The sequence below is a fragment of the Mesorhizobium sp. P2_D1 genome (assembly GCF_056404455.1).
This window is the reverse complement of record NZ_JBFUDZ010000010.1, coordinates 59,158-81,603: the sequence shown is the minus strand read 5'-3', so window position 1 is coordinate 81,603 and position 22,446 is coordinate 59,158. Positions and strand designations below refer to the sequence as shown.

The 22,446-nt window shown below is 62.9% G+C and carries 27 protein-coding genes; 11 read left to right on the top strand and 16 right to left on the bottom strand.

What is annotated here, in order from left to right:
• From AC1D0I_RS10540 to AC1D0I_RS10530, 3 genes are read left to right on the top strand one after another with little or no spacing between them, the layout of a single operon-like run.
• Positions 1-510: a 2-thiouracil desulfurase family protein gene (locus tag AC1D0I_RS10540; protein WP_477394885.1), complete on the top strand. Its 510-nt coding sequence runs from the start codon at positions 1-3 to the stop codon at positions 508-510.
• 3 nt (positions 511-513) lie between these two features.
• Entirely contained in the window at positions 514-1,041 is a 528-nt protein-coding gene (locus AC1D0I_RS10535) for an N-acetyltransferase family protein (protein ID WP_477394883.1), read from the top strand.
• Positions 1,038-2,066: a histone deacetylase family protein gene (locus tag AC1D0I_RS10530; RefSeq protein ID WP_477394881.1), complete on the top strand. Its 1,029-nt coding sequence runs from the start codon at positions 1,038-1,040 to the stop codon at positions 2,064-2,066. Before AC1D0I_RS10535 ends, AC1D0I_RS10530 begins: the two co-directional genes overlap by 4 nt.
• Positions 2,067-2,081: 15 nt before the next feature.
• On the opposite strand, the gene AC1D0I_RS10525 is transcribed toward AC1D0I_RS10530, so the two are convergent.
• From AC1D0I_RS10525 to AC1D0I_RS10515, 3 genes are all read right to left on the bottom strand, one after another.
• Complete coding sequence (locus AC1D0I_RS10525; protein ID WP_477394879.1) at positions 2,082-3,350, bottom strand: cysteine desulfurase-like protein; 1,269 nt, start codon at positions 3,348-3,350, stop codon at positions 2,082-2,084.
• Positions 3,351-3,392: 42 nt separating this feature from the next.
• Positions 3,393-4,460, bottom strand: coding sequence for an aldo/keto reductase (locus AC1D0I_RS10520; RefSeq protein ID WP_477394877.1), 1,068 nt, complete (start codon positions 4,458-4,460; stop codon positions 3,393-3,395).
• A gap of 119 nt (positions 4,461-4,579) precedes the next feature.
• Entirely contained in the window at positions 4,580-5,053 is a 474-nt protein-coding gene (locus tag AC1D0I_RS10515) for a hypothetical protein (RefSeq protein WP_477394875.1), read from the bottom strand.
• A gap of 397 nt (positions 5,054-5,450) precedes the next feature.
• Here AC1D0I_RS10515 and AC1D0I_RS10510 point away from each other — a divergent pair, with 397 nt between their 5' ends.
• Positions 5,451-5,615, top strand: coding sequence for a hypothetical protein (locus AC1D0I_RS10510; RefSeq protein ID WP_023810361.1), 165 nt, complete (start codon positions 5,451-5,453; stop codon positions 5,613-5,615).
• Positions 5,616-5,675: 60 nt separating this feature from the next.
• Here AC1D0I_RS10510 and AC1D0I_RS10505 read toward each other — a convergent pair whose 3' ends face one another.
• Complete coding sequence (locus AC1D0I_RS10505) at positions 5,676-6,182, bottom strand: DUF1993 domain-containing protein (protein WP_477394873.1); 507 nt, start codon at positions 6,180-6,182, stop codon at positions 5,676-5,678.
• A gap of 140 nt (positions 6,183-6,322) precedes the next feature.
• Between AC1D0I_RS10505 and AC1D0I_RS10500 the strand changes: the two genes are divergently transcribed.
• Positions 6,323-7,375: a DUF1176 domain-containing protein gene (locus tag AC1D0I_RS10500; RefSeq protein ID WP_477394871.1), complete on the top strand. Its 1,053-nt coding sequence runs from the start codon at positions 6,323-6,325 to the stop codon at positions 7,373-7,375.
• A gap of 28 nt (positions 7,376-7,403) precedes the next feature.
• On the opposite strand, the gene AC1D0I_RS10495 is transcribed toward AC1D0I_RS10500, so the two are convergent.
• The 8 genes from AC1D0I_RS10495 to AC1D0I_RS10460 form a co-directional block, all read right to left on the bottom strand.
• Positions 7,404-8,300, bottom strand: coding sequence for an alpha/beta hydrolase family protein (locus AC1D0I_RS10495; protein WP_477394989.1), 897 nt, complete (start codon positions 8,298-8,300; stop codon positions 7,404-7,406).
• A 33-nt stretch (positions 8,301-8,333) separates the two neighbouring features.
• A complete protein-coding gene (locus AC1D0I_RS10490; RefSeq protein ID WP_477394869.1) occupies positions 8,334-9,944 on the bottom strand; it encodes an NTP transferase domain-containing protein in 1,611 nt (536 codons plus the stop codon).
• Positions 9,945-9,957: 13 nt separating this feature from the next.
• Positions 9,958-10,644, bottom strand: a complete 687-nt coding sequence (locus AC1D0I_RS10485; RefSeq protein WP_477394867.1) for an XdhC family protein — start codon at positions 10,642-10,644, stop codon at positions 9,958-9,960.
• Between the two features lie 5 nt (positions 10,645-10,649).
• Positions 10,650-10,988, bottom strand: coding sequence for an XdhC family protein (locus AC1D0I_RS10480; protein ID WP_095085542.1), 339 nt, complete (start codon positions 10,986-10,988; stop codon positions 10,650-10,652).
• Positions 10,989-11,082: 94 nt separating this feature from the next.
• Entirely contained in the window at positions 11,083-11,478 is a 396-nt protein-coding gene (locus tag AC1D0I_RS10475; protein ID WP_477394865.1) for a RidA family protein, read from the bottom strand.
• Positions 11,479-11,547: 69 nt separating this feature from the next.
• Positions 11,548-12,792, bottom strand: a complete 1,245-nt coding sequence (locus AC1D0I_RS10470) for a vWA domain-containing protein (RefSeq protein WP_477394864.1) — start codon at positions 12,790-12,792, stop codon at positions 11,548-11,550.
• Between the two features lie 3 nt (positions 12,793-12,795).
• Positions 12,796-13,725: an AAA family ATPase gene (locus tag AC1D0I_RS10465; protein ID WP_095085532.1), complete on the bottom strand. Its 930-nt coding sequence runs from the start codon at positions 13,723-13,725 to the stop codon at positions 12,796-12,798.
• Positions 13,722-14,249 carry a flavin reductase gene (locus tag AC1D0I_RS10460; RefSeq protein ID WP_095085520.1) on the bottom strand — a complete coding sequence of 176 codons (528 nt, stop codon included), beginning with the start codon at positions 14,247-14,249 and terminating at the stop codon, positions 13,722-13,724. Before AC1D0I_RS10460 ends, AC1D0I_RS10465 begins: the two co-directional genes overlap by 4 nt.
• Positions 14,250-14,429: 180 nt before the next feature.
• Here AC1D0I_RS10460 and AC1D0I_RS10455 point away from each other — a divergent pair, with 180 nt between their 5' ends.
• Both AC1D0I_RS10455 and AC1D0I_RS10450 read left to right on the top strand, forming a co-directional pair.
• The gene (locus tag AC1D0I_RS10455) at positions 14,430-15,503 is read left to right on the top strand and encodes a branched-chain amino acid ABC transporter substrate-binding protein (protein ID WP_477394862.1); all 1,074 of its coding nucleotides are present in this window, start codon (positions 14,430-14,432) and stop codon (positions 15,501-15,503) included.
• On the top strand, positions 15,503-16,528 hold the full coding sequence (locus tag AC1D0I_RS10450; RefSeq protein WP_477394860.1) for a P1 family peptidase: 1,026 nt from the start codon (positions 15,503-15,505) through the stop codon (positions 16,526-16,528). Before AC1D0I_RS10455 ends, AC1D0I_RS10450 begins: the two co-directional genes overlap by 1 nt.
• A gap of 9 nt (positions 16,529-16,537) precedes the next feature.
• On the opposite strand, the gene AC1D0I_RS10445 is transcribed toward AC1D0I_RS10450, so the two are convergent.
• Positions 16,538-16,792, bottom strand: coding sequence for a DUF2171 domain-containing protein (locus tag AC1D0I_RS10445; protein WP_184870741.1), 255 nt, complete (start codon positions 16,790-16,792; stop codon positions 16,538-16,540).
• 133 nt (positions 16,793-16,925) lie between these two features.
• Between AC1D0I_RS10445 and AC1D0I_RS10440 the strand changes: the two genes are divergently transcribed.
• The 3 genes from AC1D0I_RS10440 (at position 16,926) to purB (ending at position 19,539) form a co-directional block, all read left to right on the top strand.
• A complete protein-coding gene (locus AC1D0I_RS10440; protein ID WP_477394858.1) occupies positions 16,926-17,651 on the top strand; it encodes a DUF2259 domain-containing protein in 726 nt (241 codons plus the stop codon).
• Between the two features lie 107 nt (positions 17,652-17,758).
• A complete protein-coding gene (locus tag AC1D0I_RS10435; protein ID WP_477394857.1) occupies positions 17,759-18,172 on the top strand; it encodes a hypothetical protein in 414 nt (137 codons plus the stop codon).
• A 59-nt stretch (positions 18,173-18,231) separates the two neighbouring features.
• Positions 18,232-19,539, top strand: a complete 1,308-nt coding sequence (gene purB / locus AC1D0I_RS10430; protein ID WP_477394855.1) for an adenylosuccinate lyase — start codon at positions 18,232-18,234, stop codon at positions 19,537-19,539.
• Positions 19,540-19,597: 58 nt separating this feature from the next.
• Here purB and AC1D0I_RS10425 read toward each other — a convergent pair whose 3' ends face one another.
• Complete coding sequence (locus AC1D0I_RS10425) at positions 19,598-20,410, bottom strand: VOC family protein (protein WP_477394853.1); 813 nt, start codon at positions 20,408-20,410, stop codon at positions 19,598-19,600.
• 233 nt (positions 20,411-20,643) lie between these two features.
• Between AC1D0I_RS10425 and AC1D0I_RS10420 the strand changes: the two genes are divergently transcribed.
• Complete coding sequence (locus AC1D0I_RS10420) at positions 20,644-21,198, top strand: RBBP9/YdeN family alpha/beta hydrolase (protein ID WP_477394987.1); 555 nt, start codon at positions 20,644-20,646, stop codon at positions 21,196-21,198.
• A 6-nt stretch (positions 21,199-21,204) separates the two neighbouring features.
• On the opposite strand, the gene AC1D0I_RS10415 is transcribed toward AC1D0I_RS10420, so the two are convergent.
• Both AC1D0I_RS10415 and AC1D0I_RS10410 read right to left on the bottom strand, forming a co-directional pair.
• On the bottom strand, positions 21,205-21,978 hold the full coding sequence (locus AC1D0I_RS10415) for an HpcH/HpaI aldolase family protein (RefSeq protein ID WP_477394851.1): 774 nt from the start codon (positions 21,976-21,978) through the stop codon (positions 21,205-21,207).
• A gap of 107 nt (positions 21,979-22,085) precedes the next feature.
• The gene (locus AC1D0I_RS10410) at positions 22,086-22,406 is read right to left on the bottom strand and encodes a DUF1476 domain-containing protein (RefSeq protein WP_477394849.1); all 321 of its coding nucleotides are present in this window, start codon (positions 22,404-22,406) and stop codon (positions 22,086-22,088) included.
• Between the last annotated feature and the right edge of the window lie 40 nt (positions 22,407-22,446).

The window sequence follows — 22,446 nt, the reverse complement described above, 5'->3', positions numbered from 1 at the left end:
ATGGAAAGGGTTCTCGTTTCAGCCTGTCTGCTCGGCAGCAAGGTTCGCTACAACGGCTCCTACCGGCTTAACGACCATCCCATTCTTGCGCGATGGCAGGCAGAGGGGCGGATCGTGCAGATCTGCCCGGAGGTTGCCGCAGGCTTCTCCACGCCACGTCCTCCGGCGGAAGTTCGAGGCACAGGCGACGGCCGCGCAGTGCTGCACGGTCAAGGCCGAGTGGTCGAGCAAACAGGAAACGATGTGACCGCACTTTATCTCGAAGCCGGGCAGCTCGCACTCGATCTCGCCCGACAAACAGGGTGTCGGTATGCGGTTCTTACCGACGGCAGCCCGTCCTGCGGCAGCAGTTTCATCTATGACGGGCGTTTTTCGGGAAACCGGGTGGCTGGCCAGGGCACGACCACCGCGCTGCTGGAAGCGAACGGCATTCGCGTCTTTTCGGAAGACGGCATCGACGAGCTCGATGGCCTTCTGACCAGGCCGGGCTCGGCCGGCGCCGCGGCCTGACCCATGCCAGAGAAGACCCAAGCCAGGACCACCGACACCGTTATCCGGCCCGGCCGCATCGACGATGTCGACACCATCCATTCGGCGATCCTGAAACTCGGCACGCACATCGGCGCGCCGGAGGAGATCATCTCGACAGCAGACGATCTCAGAACCTACGGCTTTGGCGAAAAGCCTGCCTTTTCCACCTTGATTGCCGAAGTGGGTGGCGAATTCGCCGGCCTGTGCCTGCATTTCCCGATCTTCTCGACCTGGATGGGGCGGCCTGGCGTCTATGTGCAGGATCTCTATGTCGAGGACCGGTTCCGTGGTCGCAAGATCGGCGAGTTGCTGCTGCGGCATGTCGCGGCGCAGTGCCGGAAGGAAGGCGGCGTTTATCTGAGGCTGTCCGTCGACACCGACAATGAGGTCGCCAAGACATTTTATGAAAGGCTGGGCATCGCCTGGTCGAGCTACGAGCAGACGCAGAAGATCATCGGTGATGCCTTTTTTGCCTTTGCCGACGCGCCGCAGAATGGGGAACAGGAATGAAAGCCTTCTTTGCCGAGGAACAGAAACGCCACGACCCCAAGGCCTTTCTTTCGAGCGGTGCCGCGAAGCCCAATCCGGAACAGCCCGAACGGGTCGAACGACTGTTGGCCGGCGCATTATCTGCCGGCTGCACGATCGAGCGACCGCGCAATCACGGGCTTGGCCCGGTCTCGGCGGTGCACACGCCGGAATATCTCGACTTCCTCGAGCACATTTTCGAGCGCTGGCAGCGCATCGAGGGCGCTTCTGCCGAAGTGATCCCCAACATCCACCCGATCGCACGGTCAGGCAGCTATCCGGCCTCGGCGGTCGGCCAGGCCGGCTATCATATGGCCGACACCGCTTGCCCGATCTCGGGCGAGACATGGCAGAGCGCGCTGTGGAGTGCATGGAGCGCCGTCGAAGCCGCTGAAGGCGTGACATCAGGCGCGCCGGCCGCCTATGCGCTGTGCCGCCCGCCCGGCCACCATGCCTTTGCCGATGTCGCCGGCGGCTTCTGCTTCGTCAACAATTCGGCCGTTGCAGCTCAGGTTCTGCGCAAACAGGCTGCGCGGGTGGCGATCCTCGATGTCGACCTGCACCACGGCAATGGCACGCAAGGCATCTTCTATGCGCGTTCGGATGTGCTCACCGTCTCGCTGCATGCCGATCCGGTACGCTTCTATCCGTTCTTCTGGGGCCATGCCGATGTGCGCGGCGAAGGCCCGGGCCTTGGCTACAATTTCAACCTGCCGCTGCCGCGCAAATCCGCCGATGCGGCATTTCTCGAAGCGCTAGCGGTGGCGTTCCAGCGCATCCGTGCCTTTTCGCCAGACGCGCTGGTCGTGGCGCTCGGCCTCGACGCGTTCGAGGGCGACCCGTTCGGCGGGCTTTCGGTGACGACACCGGGCTTCTCACGCATTGGCGAGGCCATCGCCAAGCTCGGCCTGCCGACCGTCATCGTCCAGGAAGGCGGCTATCTCTGCGACGAACTCAGCGACAATTTGACGGCCTTCCTCACCGGTTTCGGTGGCAAGACGTCGTGATCGGTCAAGCTGGCGTCAGGAGCGCTGCTGCCTGAGCATGGCGATGACCCGGTGCACGCTCTCCAGCGTCTCGTCTATTTCGGCCGCCGTGTTGTAATGCGCGATGCCGATGCGCACGACCCCATGTTCGGCCGGAATGCCGAGCTGGTGGACGATCTCCCAAGCGTAGTTGTGGCCGGACCACAGGAAGATGTTTTCGGCGTTCATCTGCCGAACGATTGTCTCCGGCACAATGCCGTCGACGGTGAAGGACACTGTCGGCACACGTTCGGCGAGCCGCTTCGGATCAGTGATGCCATGGATGGTCAGGCCCGAAATGTCCGACAGGCCATCGATCAGCCTTTGCGCCAGCGGGTTTTCGTAGGCGATCGACACCTCGAACGCCTTGACGATCTTGCGCCTTCGCGACCCACCCTCGCCCGCTGCCGCACCCAGTCCTGAGAAATAATCGACCGCGGCCGTGAGACCCGCCATCAGCTCGATCTGCGGCGTGCCGAGTTCGAACCGCTCCGGCAGGCCATCCGACGAACAGCGGCATTTGTAGGGTTGCAGGCCATCGATGACATCGCGCCGGCCCCACAATATGCCCATGTGCGGACCGAAGAATTTGTAGGCCGAGCAGATCAGGAAATCGCAACCGAGATCTTTGACGTCGATCAGGCCATGCGGCGCAAACTGCACGGCGTCGACATAGACCAGGGCGCCGGCATTCCTGGCGATGGTGGTCAAAGCCTTCACCCGGTTGATCGAGCCGGTCAGGTTGCTGGCGTAGTTCAGCGCGACCAGCCGGGTCTTCTCCGAAAGCAGACCAGCCAGCGTCGCCTCTTCGACCTGCCAGCTCTTTTCGTCGAACGGCAGCCAGCGCACCACCAGGCCAAGGTCCTCAGCCAGTTGCAGCCAGGGCGAGACATTGCCCTCATGGTCCATGCGGGTGAGGATGATCTCGTCGCCGGGCTTCATCGTGCGGCCGAGCGTGCGCGACATGTGATAGGTCAGCTTCGTCATGTTGGCGCCGATGATGATTTCCTCAGGGCTTTCCGCACCGAGGAAATCGGCCATCGCCTGATGCGCCGCGTCGACGACGGCCTGCGCTGCGACAGTCGTTTCGAAATAGCCGCCAAGGTTGGCGTTGGTGGTCAGAAGGCAGCGCGACACGGCGTCGGCGACTGCCTGTGGCACCTGCGTGCCGGCAGGATTGTCGAGATAGATCCGCCGCCGCCCTTTGTCGGTCAGGGAGAGGGCCGGAAACCTTCCACGCACTGCCTCGATCGGAAAATCCACCATTGTCTCCACCCCTCTGTCATTCCTGGATAATTCTGTCCCCTATCAAGGACAGGGATTGCCGACGCGCTGATGGATCGCGTCCACCGCCTTCTGCATCTCTTCGGTCCAGACGACGTCGACCGAAGACAACGCCATGTCGAGCTGCGCAAGGGTGGTCGCGCCGACGATGTTCGAGGTGACGAAGGGCCGGCTCGAGACATAGGCATTGGCAAACAGCGCCGGTTCGAGGCCAAAGGAGCGCGCCAGCTCATTGTATTCGAGCTGTGCCTCGGCCGCGTTGGGTGTCTCGTAGCGCTGGCCGCGGTTGAAGAGCTGCGTGCGCGACCCCTGAGGGCGGGCGCCATGATCGTATTTGCCCGTCAGATAGCCCTGCGCCAGCGGCGAATAGGGAAGCAGCGACACCTGTTCGCGCTCGCAGACCTCGGCGAGGTTCACTTCGAAGGTGCGGTTGACGAGATTGTAGGCGTTCTGGATCGACGCGACGCGGGGACCGATGCCTTTGTCGGCCTCCGCCAGGAACCGCATCACGCCCCAGGAACTTTCGTTCGACAGGCCGAAATGGCGGATCTTGCCGACCTTCACCAGTTCGTCGAACACGGCAAGCGTCTCGGCGATCGGCGTTTCGTCGGTTGATGCGCCCACAGAATCGGCGCGGCGCGGTACGGCGCCGACGCGCGTCGGGTTGGCGCCCCAGGGGATGTCCCGTTCCGGCCAGTGGATCTGGAAGAGGTCGAGATAGTCGGTGCCGAGCTTGGCCAGCGATTTGTCGATGGCGTCAAATATATCGGCACGCACCAGTTGCGACGGCCTGTCGCCGCGAAACCAGCCGTTGGCGGTGCGGCCTACGACTTTCGAGGCCAGGATCACCTTGTCGCGGTTGCCGTTGGCCTTCATCCAGCTGCCGATGATCTTCTCGGTCCGCCCTTGCGTCTCCGCCTTTGGCGGGATCGGGTAGAGCTCGGCGGTGTCGATGAAATTGACGCCGCGCGAGAAGGCCAGATCCATCTGGGCGTGGCCATCTGCCTCGGTGTTCTGCTGGCCCCAGGTCATGGAGCCCAGGCAGATCTGGCTAACAAGAAGATCGGTCCGACCGAGACGGCGTTTGTGCATGGAATTCTGCTCCGGAGGGAAAGCTTGCGTGGCGGCGTCGGAAGGAAGCCGCATCTATAGGGAAAGCAGAGGCGCTCTCCAAGCCTCGCCAGCCCGACTTTTGGGTGAACCAGTGGCGTTTAGCGGCGAGCGCCGGCCAGCGCGCGGCGCTTTGCCTCGTCGATCAGCATATTGGCCACCTGCATGCGGATCATAGCGCGCTGGCGCAGGTGCGGAGCGACACGGTCCGGATGGTTGGCAAAGGCGAAGCTGCGGCGCATGCGGCCAAAATCGGCGACCTGCTTGGTCTGATTGAGGCCAAGTTCGACGGCAATGGATTCCGGATCGATCGGCGGCAGGCTTTCCTCGGGCTTCAGCTCTTCGCCGGCGAGTGCCAGTCTGGCATGCTCGAGCAAGGCGGCGAATTCGGTGGCCAGATCGGCGCCGGCCTCGCGATATTCAGTGGAAAAGCTGCTGCCCGAAACCTTGATGCGGCCGGAATGGAGTTCATCGGCCACCGAGAGATAGTCGAACGGGATGGATGGACGAGCGCCGGACTCTTCGCCCTCGATCCCGTCGAGCTTGTCCGAAGCGACGAAGAGGTCGTCGAGCAACGAAGCGAAATCCCGCTTGGCGCCAGTAGCGATGTCAGCCTCCCCCTTGCTCGACTATCCAAGCTTCGGACCATAGAACCGGCTCGTTAAAAATGCATGCCACCGATGTTAACGAATTTAGCCGTTGCGGGTACCAAAGCTGTGGTATCTGCCGTCCCAAAACAAAAAGCCGGACTGCACTTTCATGCAGTCCGAAATTCGCCAGGAGTGGCGAGGAAAAGCCGGCCATGTACCGGCGTTCAGCGTACGGTGCGCATCGGGAAAAAGTTTCACCCGCTCGCAAAACACTGCTCGGAAAAATCATCAGGACATGGCAGGCATGCAAATGCTGCACTGCACAATTGTCACGATTCACCTATATTAGCAGCCGTGGAGGAATCAACCAGGAGCCTGAAACATGGGTTTCTTCACTGAAATGTTCGCCCGGCCACGGCCGCAGGAACATCTGAGATACCGCTCGGCACTCGCGCTGCTTCATTCGATGAGCAATGCCGACCGCGCCGACATCGGCATCAAGCCCGCCGACTTTCCGCGCATCGCCCGCGAAATGTCCATTCGCTAAACACATACGCTCGCGAGATGTCCCGGACCCGTCCAGGACATCTCAAAAACCTCAAGTCCTTTAGCGCGCGCCGAGGAACGTCGCCTTGCCCAATGGCACGCCATTGTGGCGGAGGATGTCGTAGGCGGTGGTGAGGTGGAAATAGAAGTTGGGCATGGCCACATGCAGGAGATACTGCAGGCCGGGCATCGAGCGTTCGCGCCCGCCAAGCTTCAACTCGATCACCTTGTCGTCCGACCCGTCGAACTCCGCGGCTGAAAATGTCGCCAGCAGGTCCAGGGTCTTCGTGATGCGCGCCTGGATATCGGCAAAACTCGCCTCGTTGTCCTCGTAACTCGGCACTTCGCGACCGGCGAGCCGCGACGGCGCACCCTTGGCATGGTCGGTGGCGATCTGCACCTGCCTGGTCAGCGCAAACATGTCGGGCGCCAGCCTGGAGGTCAGGAACACCTGCGGGTCGATCTTGCGCTCAAGCGCATTCTGTTCGGCTGCGGCCAGTATGGTGGAAAGGGCTTTCAGCCTCTCCGTAAACACAGGCACGGATACCTCATACATCGATATCGTCACGTCAAATCTCCTTGTCCGGCCGGAACGCCGGCGGATGGACGTAGCGCCTTCAGGCACGATTCTTCAAGCACCACCAGCGGCACGTCACCACGTTGCCGCAATCGCCATAGTAGAATCTCCCCATCGAGCGGAGATTCCCGATGAGACGCGCCCTTTTCGCAGCGACTGCCTTTCTCTCCCTTGCTACAGCAGGCCAAACAGTACTGGCCGCCGACGATACACCCGAAGCGCCGTATGTCGACGATCGATCAAGCGCCGACGCCGTCGTCCGCTCACTTTACAGCGCGATCAACCGGCATGAATTCGCTCGCGCCTGGGGTTATTTCGGAGATACAAAGCCGGCAAAGGACTTCGACAGTTTCGTCAAGGGCTATGACGGCACCGACAAGGTCGAGGTCGAGACCGGTGCAATTTCAGACGAAGGCGCTGCCGGCAGCATTTTCTACAATGTCCCTGTCGCCATTCGCGCCACCGACAAGACCGGCGGCCAGAAGGTCTTTGCCGGCTGCTATACGCTGCGCCAGGTCAATGCCCAGGTCCAGGCGGCGCCGCCCTTCGATCCCATCCACATCGAAAAAGGTGCGCTGAAACCCTCCACCGCGGATTTCGAAGAGGCGCTGCCGCCAAGTTGCGGCGACGGGCCGCCACCTCCGAAGAAGGACACGGCACTGGAGCAGGCCAAGAAGGCCTTCCTGGCGACTTATGGCGACCAGTGCGACAAGCAGTTCCTGGCCGATGAGCCGACCGTTTTTTCGATCAAATACAAGGACAAGGATGCAGCGCCCGGCGACCCCGACAAGGAAACACGGCTGTTCCATTTTTCCTGCTCAGCCGCTGCCTACAATGAAAGCTCGGTCTACTACATGACCGACGAGCTATCGGCCGTGCAGCAATTGCAGTTCGCCGAACCCAAGATGGATATCCGCTACGAGAACAATAACAGCGACGGCAAATTGCTGGGCATGAGCATCGTCGGCTTCCAGACGACCGGCTGGGCGGTCAATTCCGAYTATGACGAGGAAGCYCACACGATCACCACCTTCAACAAGTGGCGCGGCGTCGGCGATGCATCCGATTCGGGGACGTATCTGTTCCGCAATGGCAATTTCTCGCTGGTCCAGTACGACGTCGACGCATCCTACGACGGCGAAGAGAATCCGCAGACGGTTGTCGACTACAATACCGCGCCCTGAGGGTTAGCCCGGCTTCCCGCACCGTCGATCAAGGTGCTTTCGACAGCATCCAGTTGAGGGTGCCGCGCCAATCGGTCATGCGGATCGGCGTGCCGTGGGTGCCTGTCTCGAAACGGACGAAGCGGGTCGGATAGGGATAGGCTTTCGATTTGGCGATGATGGCACGGAAGAAGGCTTCCTGCTTTTCCACCGGGAAAACCACGTCATGGCTGCCCTGTCCGAAGAAGACCGGGACGTGACGCCTGAAGGCCGGGCTTGAGAAAAAACTCTCGTCCCATAGCGAGCCGAGCAGCAGCAGGCCGTTGATGCGCCGGCCCGTGTCGTTGCGGGCAGCAAGCTTCCAGCACAAGGACCCGCCCATCGAGCCACAGGCGATGAAAATCTTCGCGCTGGGAGATTGTTCGGCATAATGATCGATCAGCGCCGCCACCTGGGCCGCGCCCTTGTCGCCGAAATCGGGAAAGTCGGGGCTGAGATAGAGGCCGCCATTGCCGGCCATCAGGTTCTTGAGCCGGTTGAAATTGCCGCCGAAGGTGAAGTCGTCGACGCCTTGCTTGCGGCTGCCGCCCTGCCCGTGCAGGTAAAGCACGATGATGCCGGCGCCCTCGGTCTTGCCGACGGCAACGTGCCTGACATCGCCTGCATCGGTCTTCAGCAGCAGATCCTGCTGTACCTTGCGCACGCTGGTGTCGGTGTATTGGGCGCGCACCCTGCGCTCCGGCACCTCGTCGCGCTGGTTGATGTCGCGTAGCTCGTGGTAGTCGAGGACGGTGTAGGCGCCGCTGGTGTCGGACGACAGCACGGCCGGATAGGCGAAGAGATCGTCCTTGAAGGGTTTTAGCGACAGCGTTTGACTTTGCGCGGCCGCCGACAACAGGGCCGTCGCAGCTACAAAGACACAGAAAAATCGGAAGCGGAAAGACATGCCAGCAGGCATGCGTTTTTCAGCTTCGGTTTGTCAATCCTGCAGAACGCCGCCGGCGCCTTCCAGCGCTTCGCGGGTGTCGACATCGACGGACGCCCCTGCGCCGATCTCGACATCGATGACATCGAGCCCTTCGGCCTCGACCAGATGGCGCGCACCGGTGTCGCCTTCCAGATGGGCGATCGCCGGAAACAGCGAGCGCGGCAAAAGCACAGGGTTGCCGCGTTTGCCGTCATGCGAGGCGCGCACCACCGAATTGCCGCCGGCCTTGCGGAATGCATCGATCAACCTGTCGAGGTCATCAGACGAGACGCCCGGCATGTCGCCGAGAACGATCATCACGCCGGCCGAGTCTTCGGGCAGATAAGCAATGCCGGCCTTTAGCGAGGTGGACAGTCCGTCGGCGAAATCGGGATTGTCGGCGAAAGCCACATCCAGCCCCGCCAACGCCGCCTGCACCCGCTCGCGCTGGTGGCCGGTGACGACAATCGTGCCCGAAGCCTTCGAGCCGAGCGCGCGTTCGGCGGTGCGGCGCACCAGCGGCTTGCCGTCGAACAGGGCCAAGAGCTTGTTCGGCCCGCCCATGCGGCTCGACCGGCCAGCCGCCAGAAGCACGATGCCAACCTTGAGCTTGTTTTTGGGCGGCAGGGGTTCGCGCGGCTGCGGCCGGGTCGGGATTTCCATCAACAGCCCGCCGACGCCCATGCCGGCGATATCCTTGGCGGTCACATCAAGGCCAGCGATCAACCGGTCCAGCACCCAGTCGAAGCCATTTTCCTTGGGGCTGCGGGCGCAGCCGGGTGCACCGATGACACGCTTGCCGCCGAGCGTGCCGAGCACCAGCAGATTGCCGGGATCGACCGGCATGCCCGCGCGGATAACAGTACCACCCGCCCTCTCGATCGCCGCGGGAATGACATCGGCGAAATCGCTCATCGCCGAGGCGCCGAAGATCACCACCATGTCGTTGTCGCGCGCCATCAAGGCCGCGGCCTCCGCCACTGGAGCGATCTCGTGCGGGGTGCGACGCTCCGCTGTCAGCCTGCCGCCGGTGCGCGCCAGCCGCGCTTCGGTGACGCGCAGCGTCTTGTCGAGCGCGCTCGGCTTGATGCCCGGCAGGACGGTTTGGATGACGCCGACACGCACCGGCTGATAGGCGTTGACGGCAAAGATTTCCTCGCCGGCGCAGATTTTCGTGACCGCATCGACCAGCGCAGAGCTGACCGCGAAGGGAATGATCTTCACCGTCGCGACCATCTGGCCTTTCTCGACCGGCGCATGCTGCGCCAACGTGGCGATGGTGATGGCGGGATCGACGGCGTTGATGGCGTCGATGATAGTGGCGTTGACGGTGAAGATACCGGCTGACCCGGCGTGGAGATTGACCCGCCCGGTCGCGGCCGGCCGGGCGTCGATGCCGCGAAAGGCCATGCTCTCGGCTATTTCCTGCGCGGCGGCGTCCTCACTGAGATCGTCGGCGGCCAGCACGGCCGCAACGACCTGGGAAATGCCGGCGCCGCGCAGCAAGGCCACGTCTTCGGCGTTCAGCCTGTGCGCCTTGCGAAAGCGCCGTTCGCCGGCCGTGGTGGCATGCGCCAGCACAGCACCTTCGGCCGCTTCGATCGGAATCGGGCCGAATTTCACGCTGCCGCGCCTTTCACTTCCAGCCGCGCGAGCGGAAGGCATGGACGACCTGCGCCAGCACCGCGACCGCGATCTCGGCAGGGCTGGCGGCACCGATGTCGAGCCCGATCGGCGCGTGAATGCGGGCGATCTCGTCGGCGCTCGCGCCAAGCGCCAGCAAGCGTTCGACACGCTTGGCGTGGGTTTTGCGGCTGCCAAGCGCGCCGACATAGAAGCAGTTGGCGTCGAGCGCTGCCTTCRGCGCAAAATCGTCGATCTTCGGATCATGGGTGACAGCGGCAAGCGCCGTGTAGCTGTCGAGCGGCTGGCGCTTCAACACGTCCTCCGGCCATTCGGCATGCAGGGTGACGTCGGGAAAGCGGTCTGATGTGGCAAAGGCGGTGCGGGGATCGATGATCTCCAGGGGATAGCCTGCGATCCTGGCCATCGGGGCCAGAGCCTGGCTGATGTGCACAGCGCCGACGACAACCAACCGCGGCTGCGGCAGATGCGCGTTGAGAAAGAAGGTCCGTCCCTCGGCCTCGACCGAACCGGAATTGCCTGATCGAAACGCCCTGGCGACAGCAACGCCGAGATCGCCTGCAACCTGGTCGCCTTCACGCACGATACGGTCGCGGCCGTCACCGAGATCGGTGACGAGGATCGCCGCGCGGCGGGCGCGGCGTTCGGCGTTCAACATCTTGAGCGCATACGGGTCCATAAAGGTCAGCCCAATCTTTCAACATAGACTTTGATGCGGCCGCCGCAGGACAGGCCGACCTGCCAGGCGGTTTCGTCGGCAACACCGAACTCGAGCATCCTGGCCTTGCCTGTGTCGATCACATCGATCGCTTCGGTAACCACCGCGCCTTCGACACAGCCGCCAGAGACGGAGCCGTGGAAATTGCCGTCGGCGTCGATGACCAGATGGCTGCCCACGGGGCGAGGCGCCGATCCCCAGGTCTCGACCACCGTGGCGATGGCGACATCCTTGCCGTCCTTCATCCAGCCTTCCGCGATGATCAGCGGATCGCGGGCCTCGTCGAGATAAATGCTGTTTTCCATGGTCGCTTCTCTTGGAGTCTGTTTATGATCTGGGCACCGCCAGTTCGCGCAAGCGGGTTCGTGGTGATCCACTTGGCGCGCGGCAAACGCATGGTCAATCAATCACTGCGAATGCGTCAACTTCGATGAGGTAGTCGGGGGACAAGCTCGCCACGCCAAGCACCACGTCAGCTGGTTTGTGATCTCCGAACAACCCTATCCGCGCCTTTTCGATGATCGGCAGGCATTCGTCGCGATTGTAGTTGACGACATAGATCGTGATCCTGGTGACCTGCGTAGGCGCCGCACCGGCGGCGGCAAGTGCTCGGCCGAGATTGGCAAACACCTGGCGCGCCTGAGTCGCAAGATCACCACGACCAACAAGCTTGCCATTTAGGTCTTCGGGCTCCTGGCCCGAGACGAACACCAACTTGCTACCCGTCGCAACGACGACCTGGCTGTACGTCTGCGGAACTGGCAGATCCTTGGGATTGATGCTTTGGAGCGTCATTGATCGGGCCTCCTGCGCGGTGATTTCAATTTTTTCTGGGAGTCTGTTTCCCGATGGATAGACATATGGCTATGCGGCACGCCTGACACCAGCCTCAAGCCAGCGGCGCGGATCGACCGAAGCGGCCGATTTCYTGTCCAGCGAGGCGCAGAGGTCGGCGAGCGCATCAAGATTGTGCACCGAGCGGAACTCATCGACATGCGGCAGCATCGCCTTGACGCCGCGGGCGCGCGCCTGGAAACCGTCGAAGCGCAGCAACGGGTTCAGCCAGATCAGCCGCCGGCAGGATTTGTGCAGGCGCTCCATCTCCTCCGACAGGCCGGCGATATCGTCGCGCTCCAGCCCGTCGGTGATCAAAAGCACCACCGCCCCCTGCCCCAGCACGCGGCGCGACCACAGCCGGTTGAACTCGGCCAGCGTATCGCCGATGCGCGTGCCGCCCGACCAGTCCTTGACCGCCGCCGAGCAGTCGGCCAGTGCGGCATCCGGATCGCGGTGGCGCATCTGCCGGGTCAGATTGGTCAGCCGGGTGCCGAAAACGAAAGTGTGGACACGGCGGCGCTTTTCGGTCAGCGCATGCAGGAAGTGCAGGAAGATGCGCGTGTACTGGCTCATCGAGCCGGAAATGTCGGCCAGCACCACCAGCGGCGGGTGAACTTCGCGCCGTGAGCGGAATTTCGGCAGGATCAGTTCGCCGCCGGTGCGGGCGGCCGAACGCATCATGGCGCGCGGATCAATGCGGCGGCCATGCGCATCGGCCTTGAAGCGCCGGGTCCGCACCATGTCGAAAGGCAACCGCAACTGGGCGATAGCCTTCCTGGCATCCGCCATCTCGACTGCGTTCATCTGGGCAAAGTCCTTGCCGCGCAGCACCTCGTTGCCGGAAAAAGTAAAGCGGGCATCGACCTCGATTTCCGGGATTTCCTGCGTCGGCTGGCTCTTCTGGTGGCCCTCGAACATCGCCTGGCTGACGCGGTTTTCGGCGGCGCGCGGCTTCTGTTTTTCCCTGGTGTCGGGTGCCACCGGCGAGAACATCGCCAGCATCTTTTCAATCAGTTCGCGCGACTTCCAGAACAGCCGGAAAGCTTCGTCGAAGATGGCGTGGTCCTCGTGGCGTGACACCAGCACGGCATGCAGCGTCCAGTAGAAATCATCGCGCGAACCGATGCCGGCGACGAGCACTGCCTCGATGGCATCCTTGACCGACGCCGGTCCGACCCGCATGCCGGCCTTGCGCAAAGTGCGGGCGAAATAGACGATATTGTCGGCAATCCGACCGTCCGCTGTCGCCTCTTTCGGCTCGGGGCGCGGCATCGCCTACTCCGCCGCCGAAAGCTCAGCCTTCACCTCGTTGAGGATGCGCCGGCCTTCGCCCTGTTCGATACGGGCAATGTCGTCCTGGTATTTCAACAGCACGCCGATGGTGTCCGATACGGTTTCCGGATCAAGCGCCACCTTGTCGAGCTCCGTCAGCGCGCCGGCCCAGTCGATGGTTTCGGCGACGCCCGGCACCTTGAACAGCTCGATCTGGCGCAGCTTCTGGATGAAGGAGACCACCTCGGCCGAAAGCCGTTGGTTGGCCTGCGGCACCTTTCGGCGCACGATCTCCAGTTCGCGCTCGGCATTGGGATAGTCGACCCAGTGATAGAGACAGCGCCGCTTCAGCGCGTCGTGGATCTCGCGGGTGCGGTTGGTGGTGATGATGACGATCGGCGGTTCTTCCGCCTTGATCGTGCCGAGTTCAGGCACTGTCACCTGGAAATCGGACAGGATTTCGAGCAGGAAAGCCTCGAAGGCCTCGTCGGTGCGATCGAGTTCATCGATCAGGAAGACCGGCGCGGCACCCGTCTTGCCGGTCAGCGCATCGAGCACCGGGCGACGGATCAGGTATTTTTCGGAGAAAACGTTGCGCTCCATGTCGGAGCGGTCGACCTTGCCGGCCGCCTCCTCCATGCGGATCTCGATCATCTGCGCAGCGTAGTTCCACTCGTAGACGGCAGACGAGACGTCAAGGCCTTCATAGCACTGCAAGCGGATCAACCGGCGGCCAAGCGCTTGCGCCAGCACCTTGGCAATCTCGGTCTTGCCGACACCGGCCTCGCCCTCGAGGAACAGCGGCCGTTTCATGCGCAGCGACAGGAACAGCACGGTTGCCAATGACCGGTCCGCCACATAGTCCGCACCGGTCAGGAGATCGAGCGTCTCGTCGATCGTCCGCGGCGCGGCACGCGGTTTCAGCTCGTTCATTCTTTCTCCGTGAACGCCGCCGCCCCGCTGTCCAGGACATGGTAGCCGCGGGCGTGATAGATCAGCGGCCGCAAATTATCGCCCATGCGCAGACCTGTCACCTTGCCAAAAAGCACACGATGCGTGGCCAGATCCTTGCTGTCGATCAGCTCGCAGTCGAACACCGCGAGCGCGCCCTTCAGCGTCGGCGCGCCGGTCGAAATCACGTCCCATTCGCCCAGCGCGAAGCGTTCCTCGACCGGCAGGCCGGTGATGCCGGAAAAGCCGATCGAGAGCGGCTCCTGATGCGAAGCCAGCGTGTTCAGGGCAAATCTGCCGTTTTTCACGAACGGCTCATTCTTGGGGTTTTCACGGTTGAGGCAGACGAGAATCGTCGGCGGCGTGTCCGACACCGAACAGGCCGCTATCACCGTCGCGCCGCGCTTGCCTGCCGGCCCATCGGTGGTGACCACATGGACGTGGCCGGCAAAATGGCTCATCGCGTCGCGATAGGCCTGCGGCCCAATGTCATTCTTCTTCAGCACCGGAAATTGTCCACAGCCAGAAACCTACCGCTATATATGGCGACATACGACATGCCACAAGCGAAGTGCTTGGCCCATATCGTGAAATTCGCGTGTTGCACCAAGGCCGGCCAGCCTTTAGGTCTTGGCGGGAATTGGCGGCTGCGAGATGTCGCCAGTTGGGAGGAATTCATCACCAGAATGCGCCCCGGGGTAACGATATCTGCCGCACTGGCCTGGCTGTTCATGGCCGGCGTCGCCAGCGCCCAGACGCTTCTGGTGGGCGTGGCTGCGCCCTTGTCCGGACCATCTGCCATCCTCGGCAAGCAGATCGACGCCGGCACCGGTCTCGCAGCCGAAGCGAACGGCGTCGAACTCAAGACTTTCGATGACGCCTGTACCGCCGATGGCGGAGCCGCCGCGGCCAGGGAATTCGTGGCGGCCAAGGTCACTGTGGTGGTCGGCTTTCTCTGCACCGACGCGATCGAGGCGGCGATGCCGATCCTGAAAGACGCCAACATTCCGGTCATCACCGTTGGCGTGCGAACCGAAAGCCTGACCGACCGGCGCGCCAAGACCGGCTGGCCAGTCTATCGTCTCGGGCCTCGCGGCGACGACGAGCGCAATGCGGTCGCCGCCAGCCTCACCCATCTGTGGCAGGATGAACTGTTCGCCATCATCGATGACGGCACCATCTATGGCCGCGAAATGGCCGAGACGTTTCGGGCGGCGGCCGAACAGGCGGCGCTGAAGCCGGTTTTCGTCGATACGTTCCGGCCGCAGCTCGACAACCAGATCGGCCTGGTCGGCCGGCTGAAGAAGGCCGGCGCGACGCATGTTTTTGCGGGCGGCGACGGCGACGATGTCGCCATCATGGGCCGTGACGCGGCGCAACTCTCTGCCGGTATCGTGTTCGCCGGAGGCGAAAATCTGCGCACACCGCCCGGCGACGTGCCCTATGCGACGGGCACGCTGATGATCGCACCGCCTGAATGGGCCGATGTCGCCGATCCAAAAGTGCTGGAAAGCTTCTCCGCACGGAGGATCGTGCCGGACGGCTACACACTGCCGGCCTACGCGGCGGTCGAGATCGCCAAGGCAGCATCAGGCCTGGCCGAAACTTCAGGCAAGCCGCTGGCCGACGCGCTGACCGGGCATGATTTCACCACCGCGATAGGCCCGGTCCGCTTCGACGCGAAAGGCGACCTCAGCCAGAGCCCGTACCGCGTCTTCCGCTTCGACGGCACACGTTTTGCGCCTTTGGAAAGCAACTGATGTTTCGCACCGGCCCGCGCAATCTGATCACCGATGTTGCCGGGCTGCGGGTCGGCAACGCTTCCGATGCCGGGCTGAAGTCCGGCRTCACGACCATCCTTTGCGACGAGCCGGCGGTGGCCGGCGTGCAGATCCTGGGCGGTGCACCGGGCACCCGCGAGACCGATCTGCTCGAACCGCACAATTCGGTCGAGGCGGTCCATGCGGTGGTGCTTTCAGGCGGTTCGGCTTTCGGCCTCGATGCGGCATCCGGCGTGCAGGCGGCCCTGCGCGAGCGCGGCATCGGGCTCGAAGTCGGTGGCTTTCGCGTGCCGATCGTGCCGGCGGCGATCCTGTTCGACCTGCGCAATGGCGGCGACAAGGACTGGGGTCGTTATCCGCCCTACCGCGACCTCGGCTATGAAGCAGCGCAAGCCGCCACTACCGATTTCCCGCTCGGCACGATCGGCGCCGGCACGGGTGCGCTCACCTCCGGGTTGAAGGGCGGCCTCGGCTCGGCCTCGACGCTGCTCGACAATGGCATCACCATCGGTGCGCTGGCCGCCGTCAACCCGACCGGCTCGGTGACCGTCAGCCGAACCCGCCATTTCTGGGCGGCACCCTTCGAAATCGGCGACGAATTTGGCGGACTTGGCTACCCCTCACCGATGCCGGACCACGCGAAACGGATCCTGTTGAAATACCGCGACAAGCATGTCGACGGACAGATGGAGACCGGTGGCAACACCACCATCGCCGTTATTGCCACGGACGCGGTTCTCACCAAGGCCGCTGCAAAACGACTAGCGATAGCAGCGCATGACGGGTTCGTGCGCGCCATCTGGCCGACGCACACGCCGGCCGACGGYGACCTGGTGTTTGCGCTGGCGACGGGTACCAGTGGTGTCGAGCTTGGGGCCGATGCGGCGATCGACCTCTATGCCGCGGCCGGCGCCACGATGGCGCGCGCCATCAGCCGCGGTGTGTTTGCCGCGACGCCTGCCGATGACGACCTGTTTCCGGTCTGGTCGTCGCGCTCGGGGTGAAGCAGCCGATCAGACGGGATCGGACTTTTCTTCCTCGAAGGTCACCGCGACATCGGAATTCGCCGACAGCCACACCTTCTTGCCATCGACCTCGGCAACCAGAGCCAGGGAAATGTAGTGGTGATGGCCCTTGTGAGCGCCCTCGCCGCTGTCGGCCTTGGTCAGCTTGATCCGCTTCCCGTCGACCTTGTCGACGGTGCCGACATGCACGCCATCGGCGCCGATGACTTCCATATGCTCACGAATTTTGCTGGTGTCGGTCATGGTGGTTCTCCATTGGATTGCCGACGATAACAAATGACCGGCCGATTGGATGCATCGGCTGTCGGACTGCACGACGTTTTGATTCCGTCGTGCTAGGGGATTGAAACGATCACGGCTGCCGGAGTGAAAACCGATGCGACTGCTCTTCCTGTTTGTCGTTGCCATGCTTGCACAATTCGCGACGTCGATCGCCGCCCATGCCGGCGATGTCGCCGAGCTTGAAATCCTCGGCTTCACCAAGGACGGCGGCGTCTTCGCCTTCGAGGAATATGGCGTCCAGGACGGCTCGGGATTTCCTTATGCCAACCGTTATTATATCGACACGAATGACGACAGCTTTCTCAAGGGAACGCCGGTCAGGGTCCGGATCGACGATGAGAATGCCACGCTCGAAACGGCCCGCCTCGAGGCCCGGCAAAAAGGCGAAGCGATCGTCAGACAGGCTGAGTTGACGGCCAACAGGGGCATCACCGCAGGCTTCAACCCGGTGACCGAGCTTTCGGCCGATCCGCACCGGATGGCGGTCAACCCACGCCCGATCTTTTCACCGGTCGACCATCCGCTTGAATTCCGGCTCGACGAGGTCGGCATGAACAACACCGAAGGCTGCGAGAGCCAGGGCGAGATCAACGGCTTCCGGTTGCTGCGCATCGAGGCGCAGGATGGCGGCACGACCAAGCTGTTGCACGAGGACAAGTCGATCCCCAAGAGCCGGGGTTGCCCGAACGGCTACCGGATCGGCGCGGTGCAGACGTTTTCAATGGACAGTCTCAGCGGCTATGCGGTGCTGATCAGCGTACGCCAATACGGCTTCGAGGGGCCGAATTTTCGCTGGATCGCAGTGACCGGCCGCCTGTGACATCGCTTGTTCAACCCGCTGGGCGCAATCGTGCCCTGAGCCGCCTTCGCCGCGCTATACCGGCGTCGCGAACAGCGCTTTTCGGCGCCTTGTTGTGGGCCGTCGCGATGAGCGCCAGTGCGCTCGTCACCCTGCTATTGGATGGCTGGGAGACGCCTGAAAAGATCGGCACCGTGTCGCTACTCTATGCCTGCGGCGGAGCACTTGCCTTTCCGTTTGGCCTGTTCGCGGCGCGGCTGGTCTCGCTTGGAAGGCGCTGGGAGGTTGCGTTCGCAGCCGCGTTTGTGTGCCTGCTCGGCGCAACCATCGGCCTGACCGGCGGGCTGTATGCCTTGCAATACCGCTCCTATTATGCCGAGTGGCATGCACCGGCTTTCACCCGCAACTGGGCCATCCAGTTCGTCTTCACTGTGTTGATTGCGCTCTACCAGTTCGTGGTGCTGGGCATCCGGCACTATTTTCCGCTCGGTTTCGCCGCCTTGCTTGCCGCGAGCGTCTGGTTTGCGCGGCAGCGGCGTTGAGCATTTTGCCCGCCTCTGTTAGGACGCGGGCAAACTCCTCGACAAATCAGGACTGACCGATGATCCCTCGTTATTCCCGGCCGGAAATGGTCGCCATCTGGTCGCCCGAAACCCGGTTCCGCATCTGGTTCGAGATCGAAGCTTATGCGTGCGATGCGCTGGCCGAACTCGGTGTCATCCCCAAGGAAGCGGCAAGAACCATCTGGGAGAAGGGCGGCGCGGCAAAATTCAACGTGGAAGCGATCGACGAGATCGAGCGCGTCACCAAGCATGACGTCATCGCCTTCCTCACCCATCTTGCTGAATTCGTCGGACCCGACGCCCGCTTCATCCATCAGGGCATGACCTCTTCGGACGTTCTCGACACCTGCTTTGCCGTCCAGCTTACCCGAGCCAGCGACATCCTTCTGGCCGACATTGACGGCCTGCTTGCGGCACTCAAGCGCCGTGCCTTCGAGCACAAGGACACCGTCACCATCGGCCGCAGCCATGGCATCCATGCCGAGCCGACGACCTTCGGCATCAAGCTGGCGCAGGCCTATGCCGAGTTCTCGCGCTGCCGCGAGCGACTGGTGCACGCGCGGGAAGACATTGCCACCTGCGCCATTTCGGGCGCGGTCGGAACCTTCGCCAACATCGACCCCTATGTTGAGGAACACGTCGCGGCAAAGCTCGGGCTGAAGCCCGAGCCGGTGTCGACGCAAGTGATCCCGCGCGACCGCCACGCCATGTTCTTCGCCACGCTCGGCGTCATCGCCTCGTCGATCGAGCGGCTGTCGATCGAGATCCGGCATCTGCAGCGCACCGAAGTGCTGGAGGCGGAAGAGTATTTCTCGCCGGGGCAAAAGGGCTCGTCGGCGATGCCGCACAAGCGCAATCCGGTGCTGACCGAAAACCTGACCGGCCTCGCCCGCATGGTGCGGTCCATGGCGCTGCCGGCGATGGAGAACGTGGCGCTCTGGCACGAGCGCGATATTTCGCACTCCTCTGTCGAACGGATGATCGGCCCGGACGCCACGGTGACGCTCGATTTCGCGCTATCACGGCTGACCAGCGTCGTCGACAAGCTGCTCGTCTATCCCGACAACATGCTGAAGAACATGAACAAGTTCCGCGGCCTCGTGCATTCGCAGCGCGTCATGCTGGCGCTGACGCAGGCCGGCCTGTCGCGAGAAGACTCCTACCGGCTGGTGCAGCGCAACGCCATGAAGGTGTGGGAGCAAGGCGCTGATTTTCTTGAAGAACTATTGGCCGACAAGGAAGTCACCGCCGCCCTGCCCGAAGCCGATATCCGCGAGAAATTCGACCTCGGCTATCACACCAAGCATGTCGATACGATCTTCAAGCGGGTGTTCGGCGAAGCCTGAGGCAAGCTTTCCCTTCTCCCCGTCACTATACGGGGAGAAGACGCTCTCCAAATGGCAATCAGGCCTTGCCGGGAACGGTGTTGATCACTGTCCCCCACGGGTCTTCGCGGGTTACCGGRCTGGTTACATTGTCCGAACGCATCTCGACCCAGGCCAGACCCGACCGGCTCGGATCGCGGCGGCCGGCGYCGGGGCTGCGCCAGGCATTGGCGCCGATGTGGTGGTGATAGCCGCCCGACGACAGGAACACCGCCTGGCCGCCATATTTCGCCACCGTGTCAAAGCCGAATTCCTGATTCCACCAGGCTTCGGCGTCCTCCGGCCTGCCAACGCGCAGATGGACATGGCCGACAATGCTGTTTTCCGGCGCGCCCTGCCAACCGGCGTCACCCGCCGGCACCTCGGCAACGATCGACGGAATGTTCAGCCGCTCGGTCGCCATGGCAATCTTGTCGCCATTCCACTTCCAGTCGTGCGGACGGCGGTCGGCGTAGATCTCGATGCCGTTGCCTTCCGGATCGGTCAGGTAGAGCGCTTCGCTGACCAGATGGTCGGAAGCCCCCTCGATGGCGATCTTGTCGGCAATGGCGTGGTTGATCCAGCGGCCGAGATCGGCGCGGCTGGGCAGCAGGAAAGCGGTGTGGAACAGGCCCGCACTTTGCGGATCGTCCGGCTTTGCCGCGGCATCCGCCTCGATGACCAGCAACGGACGGTTGCCGGCCCCGAGCGTGATCGCGCCATCGGCGCGGCTCAGTTCCTGCAGTCCGACGACGCTGCGATAATAGGCGGCAAGACTTTCAGCGTCGCGCGCCTTCAGCCCGACGCGGGCAACGCTGACGGGAGTGGTGGCGGCAAAAGGCAATTCGCTCATCAAATTCTCCGTTCGGCCGGCCGCGGTTAGACTTCCAAAGCAAAGAGCCCCACGCCGCCAATCATAGTACGCCGCGTAGGGGTCCCGCACACGGCTGTTTCTCTCTCCTGACGACAAATCGTCGATCGGCATCGTTCACACAAGACTTGAAGAAGCGAACATCGTGTTCACTATTTGTGAGCAAGAGCGCGATTACCGTTGCACGAAGCGACGCCGCTCGCTATTTCAGCGCCATGAAGGTCAAGGAAGCAGATATTCTCATCGTGCCGGGCTACACCAATTCCGGCCCGGACCATTGGCAGAGCCGCTGGCAGTCGAAGCTGTCGACGGCGCGCCGCGTCGAGCAGGCGGAGTGGTCCAAACCGGTGCGCGAGGACTGGACGGCGAGCGTGGCCAAGGCGGTCAACGAGGCCGAGCGGCCCGTTGTCATCGTTGCGCACTCGCTGGGTGTGGCCGCGGCAGTGCAGGCCGTGCCGCAGTTCCAGAAGCCGGTCGCAGGCGCCTTCTTCGTGGCGCCGCCCGATGTCGCCAACCCCGGGATCAAGCCCCGGCACCTGATGACCTTCGGTCCTTATCCGCACGAGCCGCTGCCGTTTCCTTCGATCGTGATCGCCAGCCGCAACGATCCGTTCTGCGCCTTCGATGTCGCCGAGGACATTGCCGGCGCCTGGGGCTCGCTGTTCATCGACGCCGGCGAAACCGGCCACCTCAACGCGGATTCCGGCTTTGGTCCGTGGCCCGAGGGCTCGATGACCTTCGCCAAGTTCCTGACCGATCTGAAACCCTGAGCTCTCTCAGGCGTCGATCGAATCCCTGACGCTCTTCAACAGGGTTTTTGCGCCGAGCCCGATCAGCGCATGCTCCGAGCCCATGGCCAGCAGCCGATAGCCCATCGAGACGACGCGACCGGCAATTGCCGGCTCGACAACATAGATCGCCGCATGTTTTCCGGCCTTGCGGGTGCGCTCGGCGACCGACGCCACCGTTTCCATCATGCTTTCCAGCGTCGAATTGATGGCCGCGCCATTGCTCCAGGCGATCGAGAAATCCGACGGGCCGAGGAAGATGCCGTCGATGCCCGGCGTGTCGAGGATGCCGTCGAGCGCATCGAGGGCAGCACGCGTCTCGACCATGGCGAAGGCCATGGTGCGCTGATTGGTGTCGCGCAGCCATTCAGCCTGGTCGCCCTTGCCGTGGCGCGGAAAGGCATAGGTCGGGCCCCACGAGCGCTCGCCGAGCGGCGGATATTTCATAGCCGCGGCGAACAGTTTTGCATCGGCCACCGAGTTCACCATGGGCGCAATGACAGCCTCGGCGCCGAAATCGAGCGCGCGGCTTGCCATGTCGAAGCGGCCGACCGGAATGCGCACCAGCGCCGGCTTGTTTGCAGCGAGCACCGGCACCAGACCGCGCAGCACGCTGTCMTCATGATGGCCGCCATGCTGCATGTCGAGGGTGACCGCATCGAAGCCCTGCTTGGCGACGATCTCGACGGTCAGGGCATCCGGCACGCCGGACCATGCGGTGAACAGCGTTTCATCGGCGGCAAGGCGGGACTTCAGGGACATCTACACTTTCCTCGTTAAGGATCGCAGTTTCAGCCGGAAACCGCTGCAAGGCAAAGAAAAACCGCCCGGATAGGTCGGGCGGTCGATTGGTCCAGAGTGTGGTCGGATCAGGTGTTCTTGATCTGCTCGATCGCCTGCGCCATCAGCTCGTCCATGGTGCGGCGGATCTGATGGTCCGACTGGTCGACACCGGCGTCGTCGAAATCCTTGCGGATCTTGCGGAACACGTCGTGATCGCCGGCTTCCTCGATGTCGGAGACGACCACTTGGTTGGCATAGGCGTCGGCATCGGCGCCCAACTTTCCAAGCTTTGCGGCCGCCCACAGGCCGAGCGCCTTGTTGCGGCGCGCCAAGGCCTTGAACCGAAGTTCCTCGTCGAATGCGAATTTGCGTTCAAAGCCCTCTTCGCGATCCTTCATGCTGCTCATGGCATCCCTCCGATGGAAATCGATTCGCTGATGATGACGT

What these genes read in the sequence shown, in the direction of transcription:
- AC1D0I_RS10540 (WP_477394885.1), top strand. Translation starts at nt 1, where the DNA reads ATGGAAAGGGTTCTCGTTTCAGCCTGTCTGCTCGGCAGCAAGGTTCGC.
- AC1D0I_RS10535 (WP_477394883.1), top strand. Translation starts at nt 514, where the DNA reads ATGCCAGAGAAGACCCAAGCCAGGACCACCGACACCGTTATCCGGCCC.
- AC1D0I_RS10530 (WP_477394881.1), top strand. Translation starts at nt 1,038, where the DNA reads ATGAAAGCCTTCTTTGCCGAGGAACAGAAACGCCACGACCCCAAGGCC.
- AC1D0I_RS10525 (WP_477394879.1), bottom strand. Translation starts at nt 3,350, where the DNA reads ATGGTGGATTTTCCGATCGAGGCAGTGCGTGGAAGGTTTCCGGCCCTC.
- AC1D0I_RS10520 (WP_477394877.1), bottom strand. Translation starts at nt 4,460, where the DNA reads ATGCACAAACGCCGTCTCGGTCGGACCGATCTTCTTGTTAGCCAGATC.
- AC1D0I_RS10510 (WP_023810361.1), top strand. Translation starts at nt 5,451, where the DNA reads ATGGGTTTCTTCACTGAAATGTTCGCCCGGCCACGGCCGCAGGAACAT.
- AC1D0I_RS10495 (WP_477394989.1), bottom strand. Translation starts at nt 8,300, where the DNA reads ATGTCTTTCCGCTTCCGATTTTTCTGTGTCTTTGTAGCTGCGACGGCC.
- AC1D0I_RS10480 (WP_095085542.1), bottom strand. Translation starts at nt 10,988, where the DNA reads ATGGAAAACAGCATTTATCTCGACGAGGCCCGCGATCCGCTGATCATC.
- AC1D0I_RS10475 (WP_477394865.1), bottom strand. Translation starts at nt 11,478, where the DNA reads ATGACGCTCCAAAGCATCAATCCCAAGGATCTGCCAGTTCCGCAGACG.
- AC1D0I_RS10465 (WP_095085532.1), bottom strand. Translation starts at nt 13,725, where the DNA reads ATGAACGAGCTGAAACCGCGTGCCGCGCCGCGGACGATCGACGAGACG.
- AC1D0I_RS10455 (WP_477394862.1), top strand. Translation starts at nt 14,430, where the DNA reads ATGCGCCCCGGGGTAACGATATCTGCCGCACTGGCCTGGCTGTTCATG.
- AC1D0I_RS10445 (WP_184870741.1), bottom strand. Translation starts at nt 16,792, where the DNA reads ATGACCGACACCAGCAAAATTCGTGAGCATATGGAAGTCATCGGCGCC.
- AC1D0I_RS10440 (WP_477394858.1), top strand. Translation starts at nt 16,926, where the DNA reads ATGCGACTGCTCTTCCTGTTTGTCGTTGCCATGCTTGCACAATTCGCG.
- AC1D0I_RS10435 (WP_477394857.1), top strand. Translation starts at nt 17,759, where the DNA reads ATGAGCGCCAGTGCGCTCGTCACCCTGCTATTGGATGGCTGGGAGACG.
- purB (WP_477394855.1), top strand. Translation starts at nt 18,232, where the DNA reads ATGATCCCTCGTTATTCCCGGCCGGAAATGGTCGCCATCTGGTCGCCC.
- AC1D0I_RS10420 (WP_477394987.1), top strand. Translation starts at nt 20,644, where the DNA reads ATGAAGGTCAAGGAAGCAGATATTCTCATCGTGCCGGGCTACACCAAT.
- AC1D0I_RS10410 (WP_477394849.1), bottom strand. Translation starts at nt 22,406, where the DNA reads ATGAGCAGCATGAAGGATCGCGAAGAGGGCTTTGAACGCAAATTCGCA.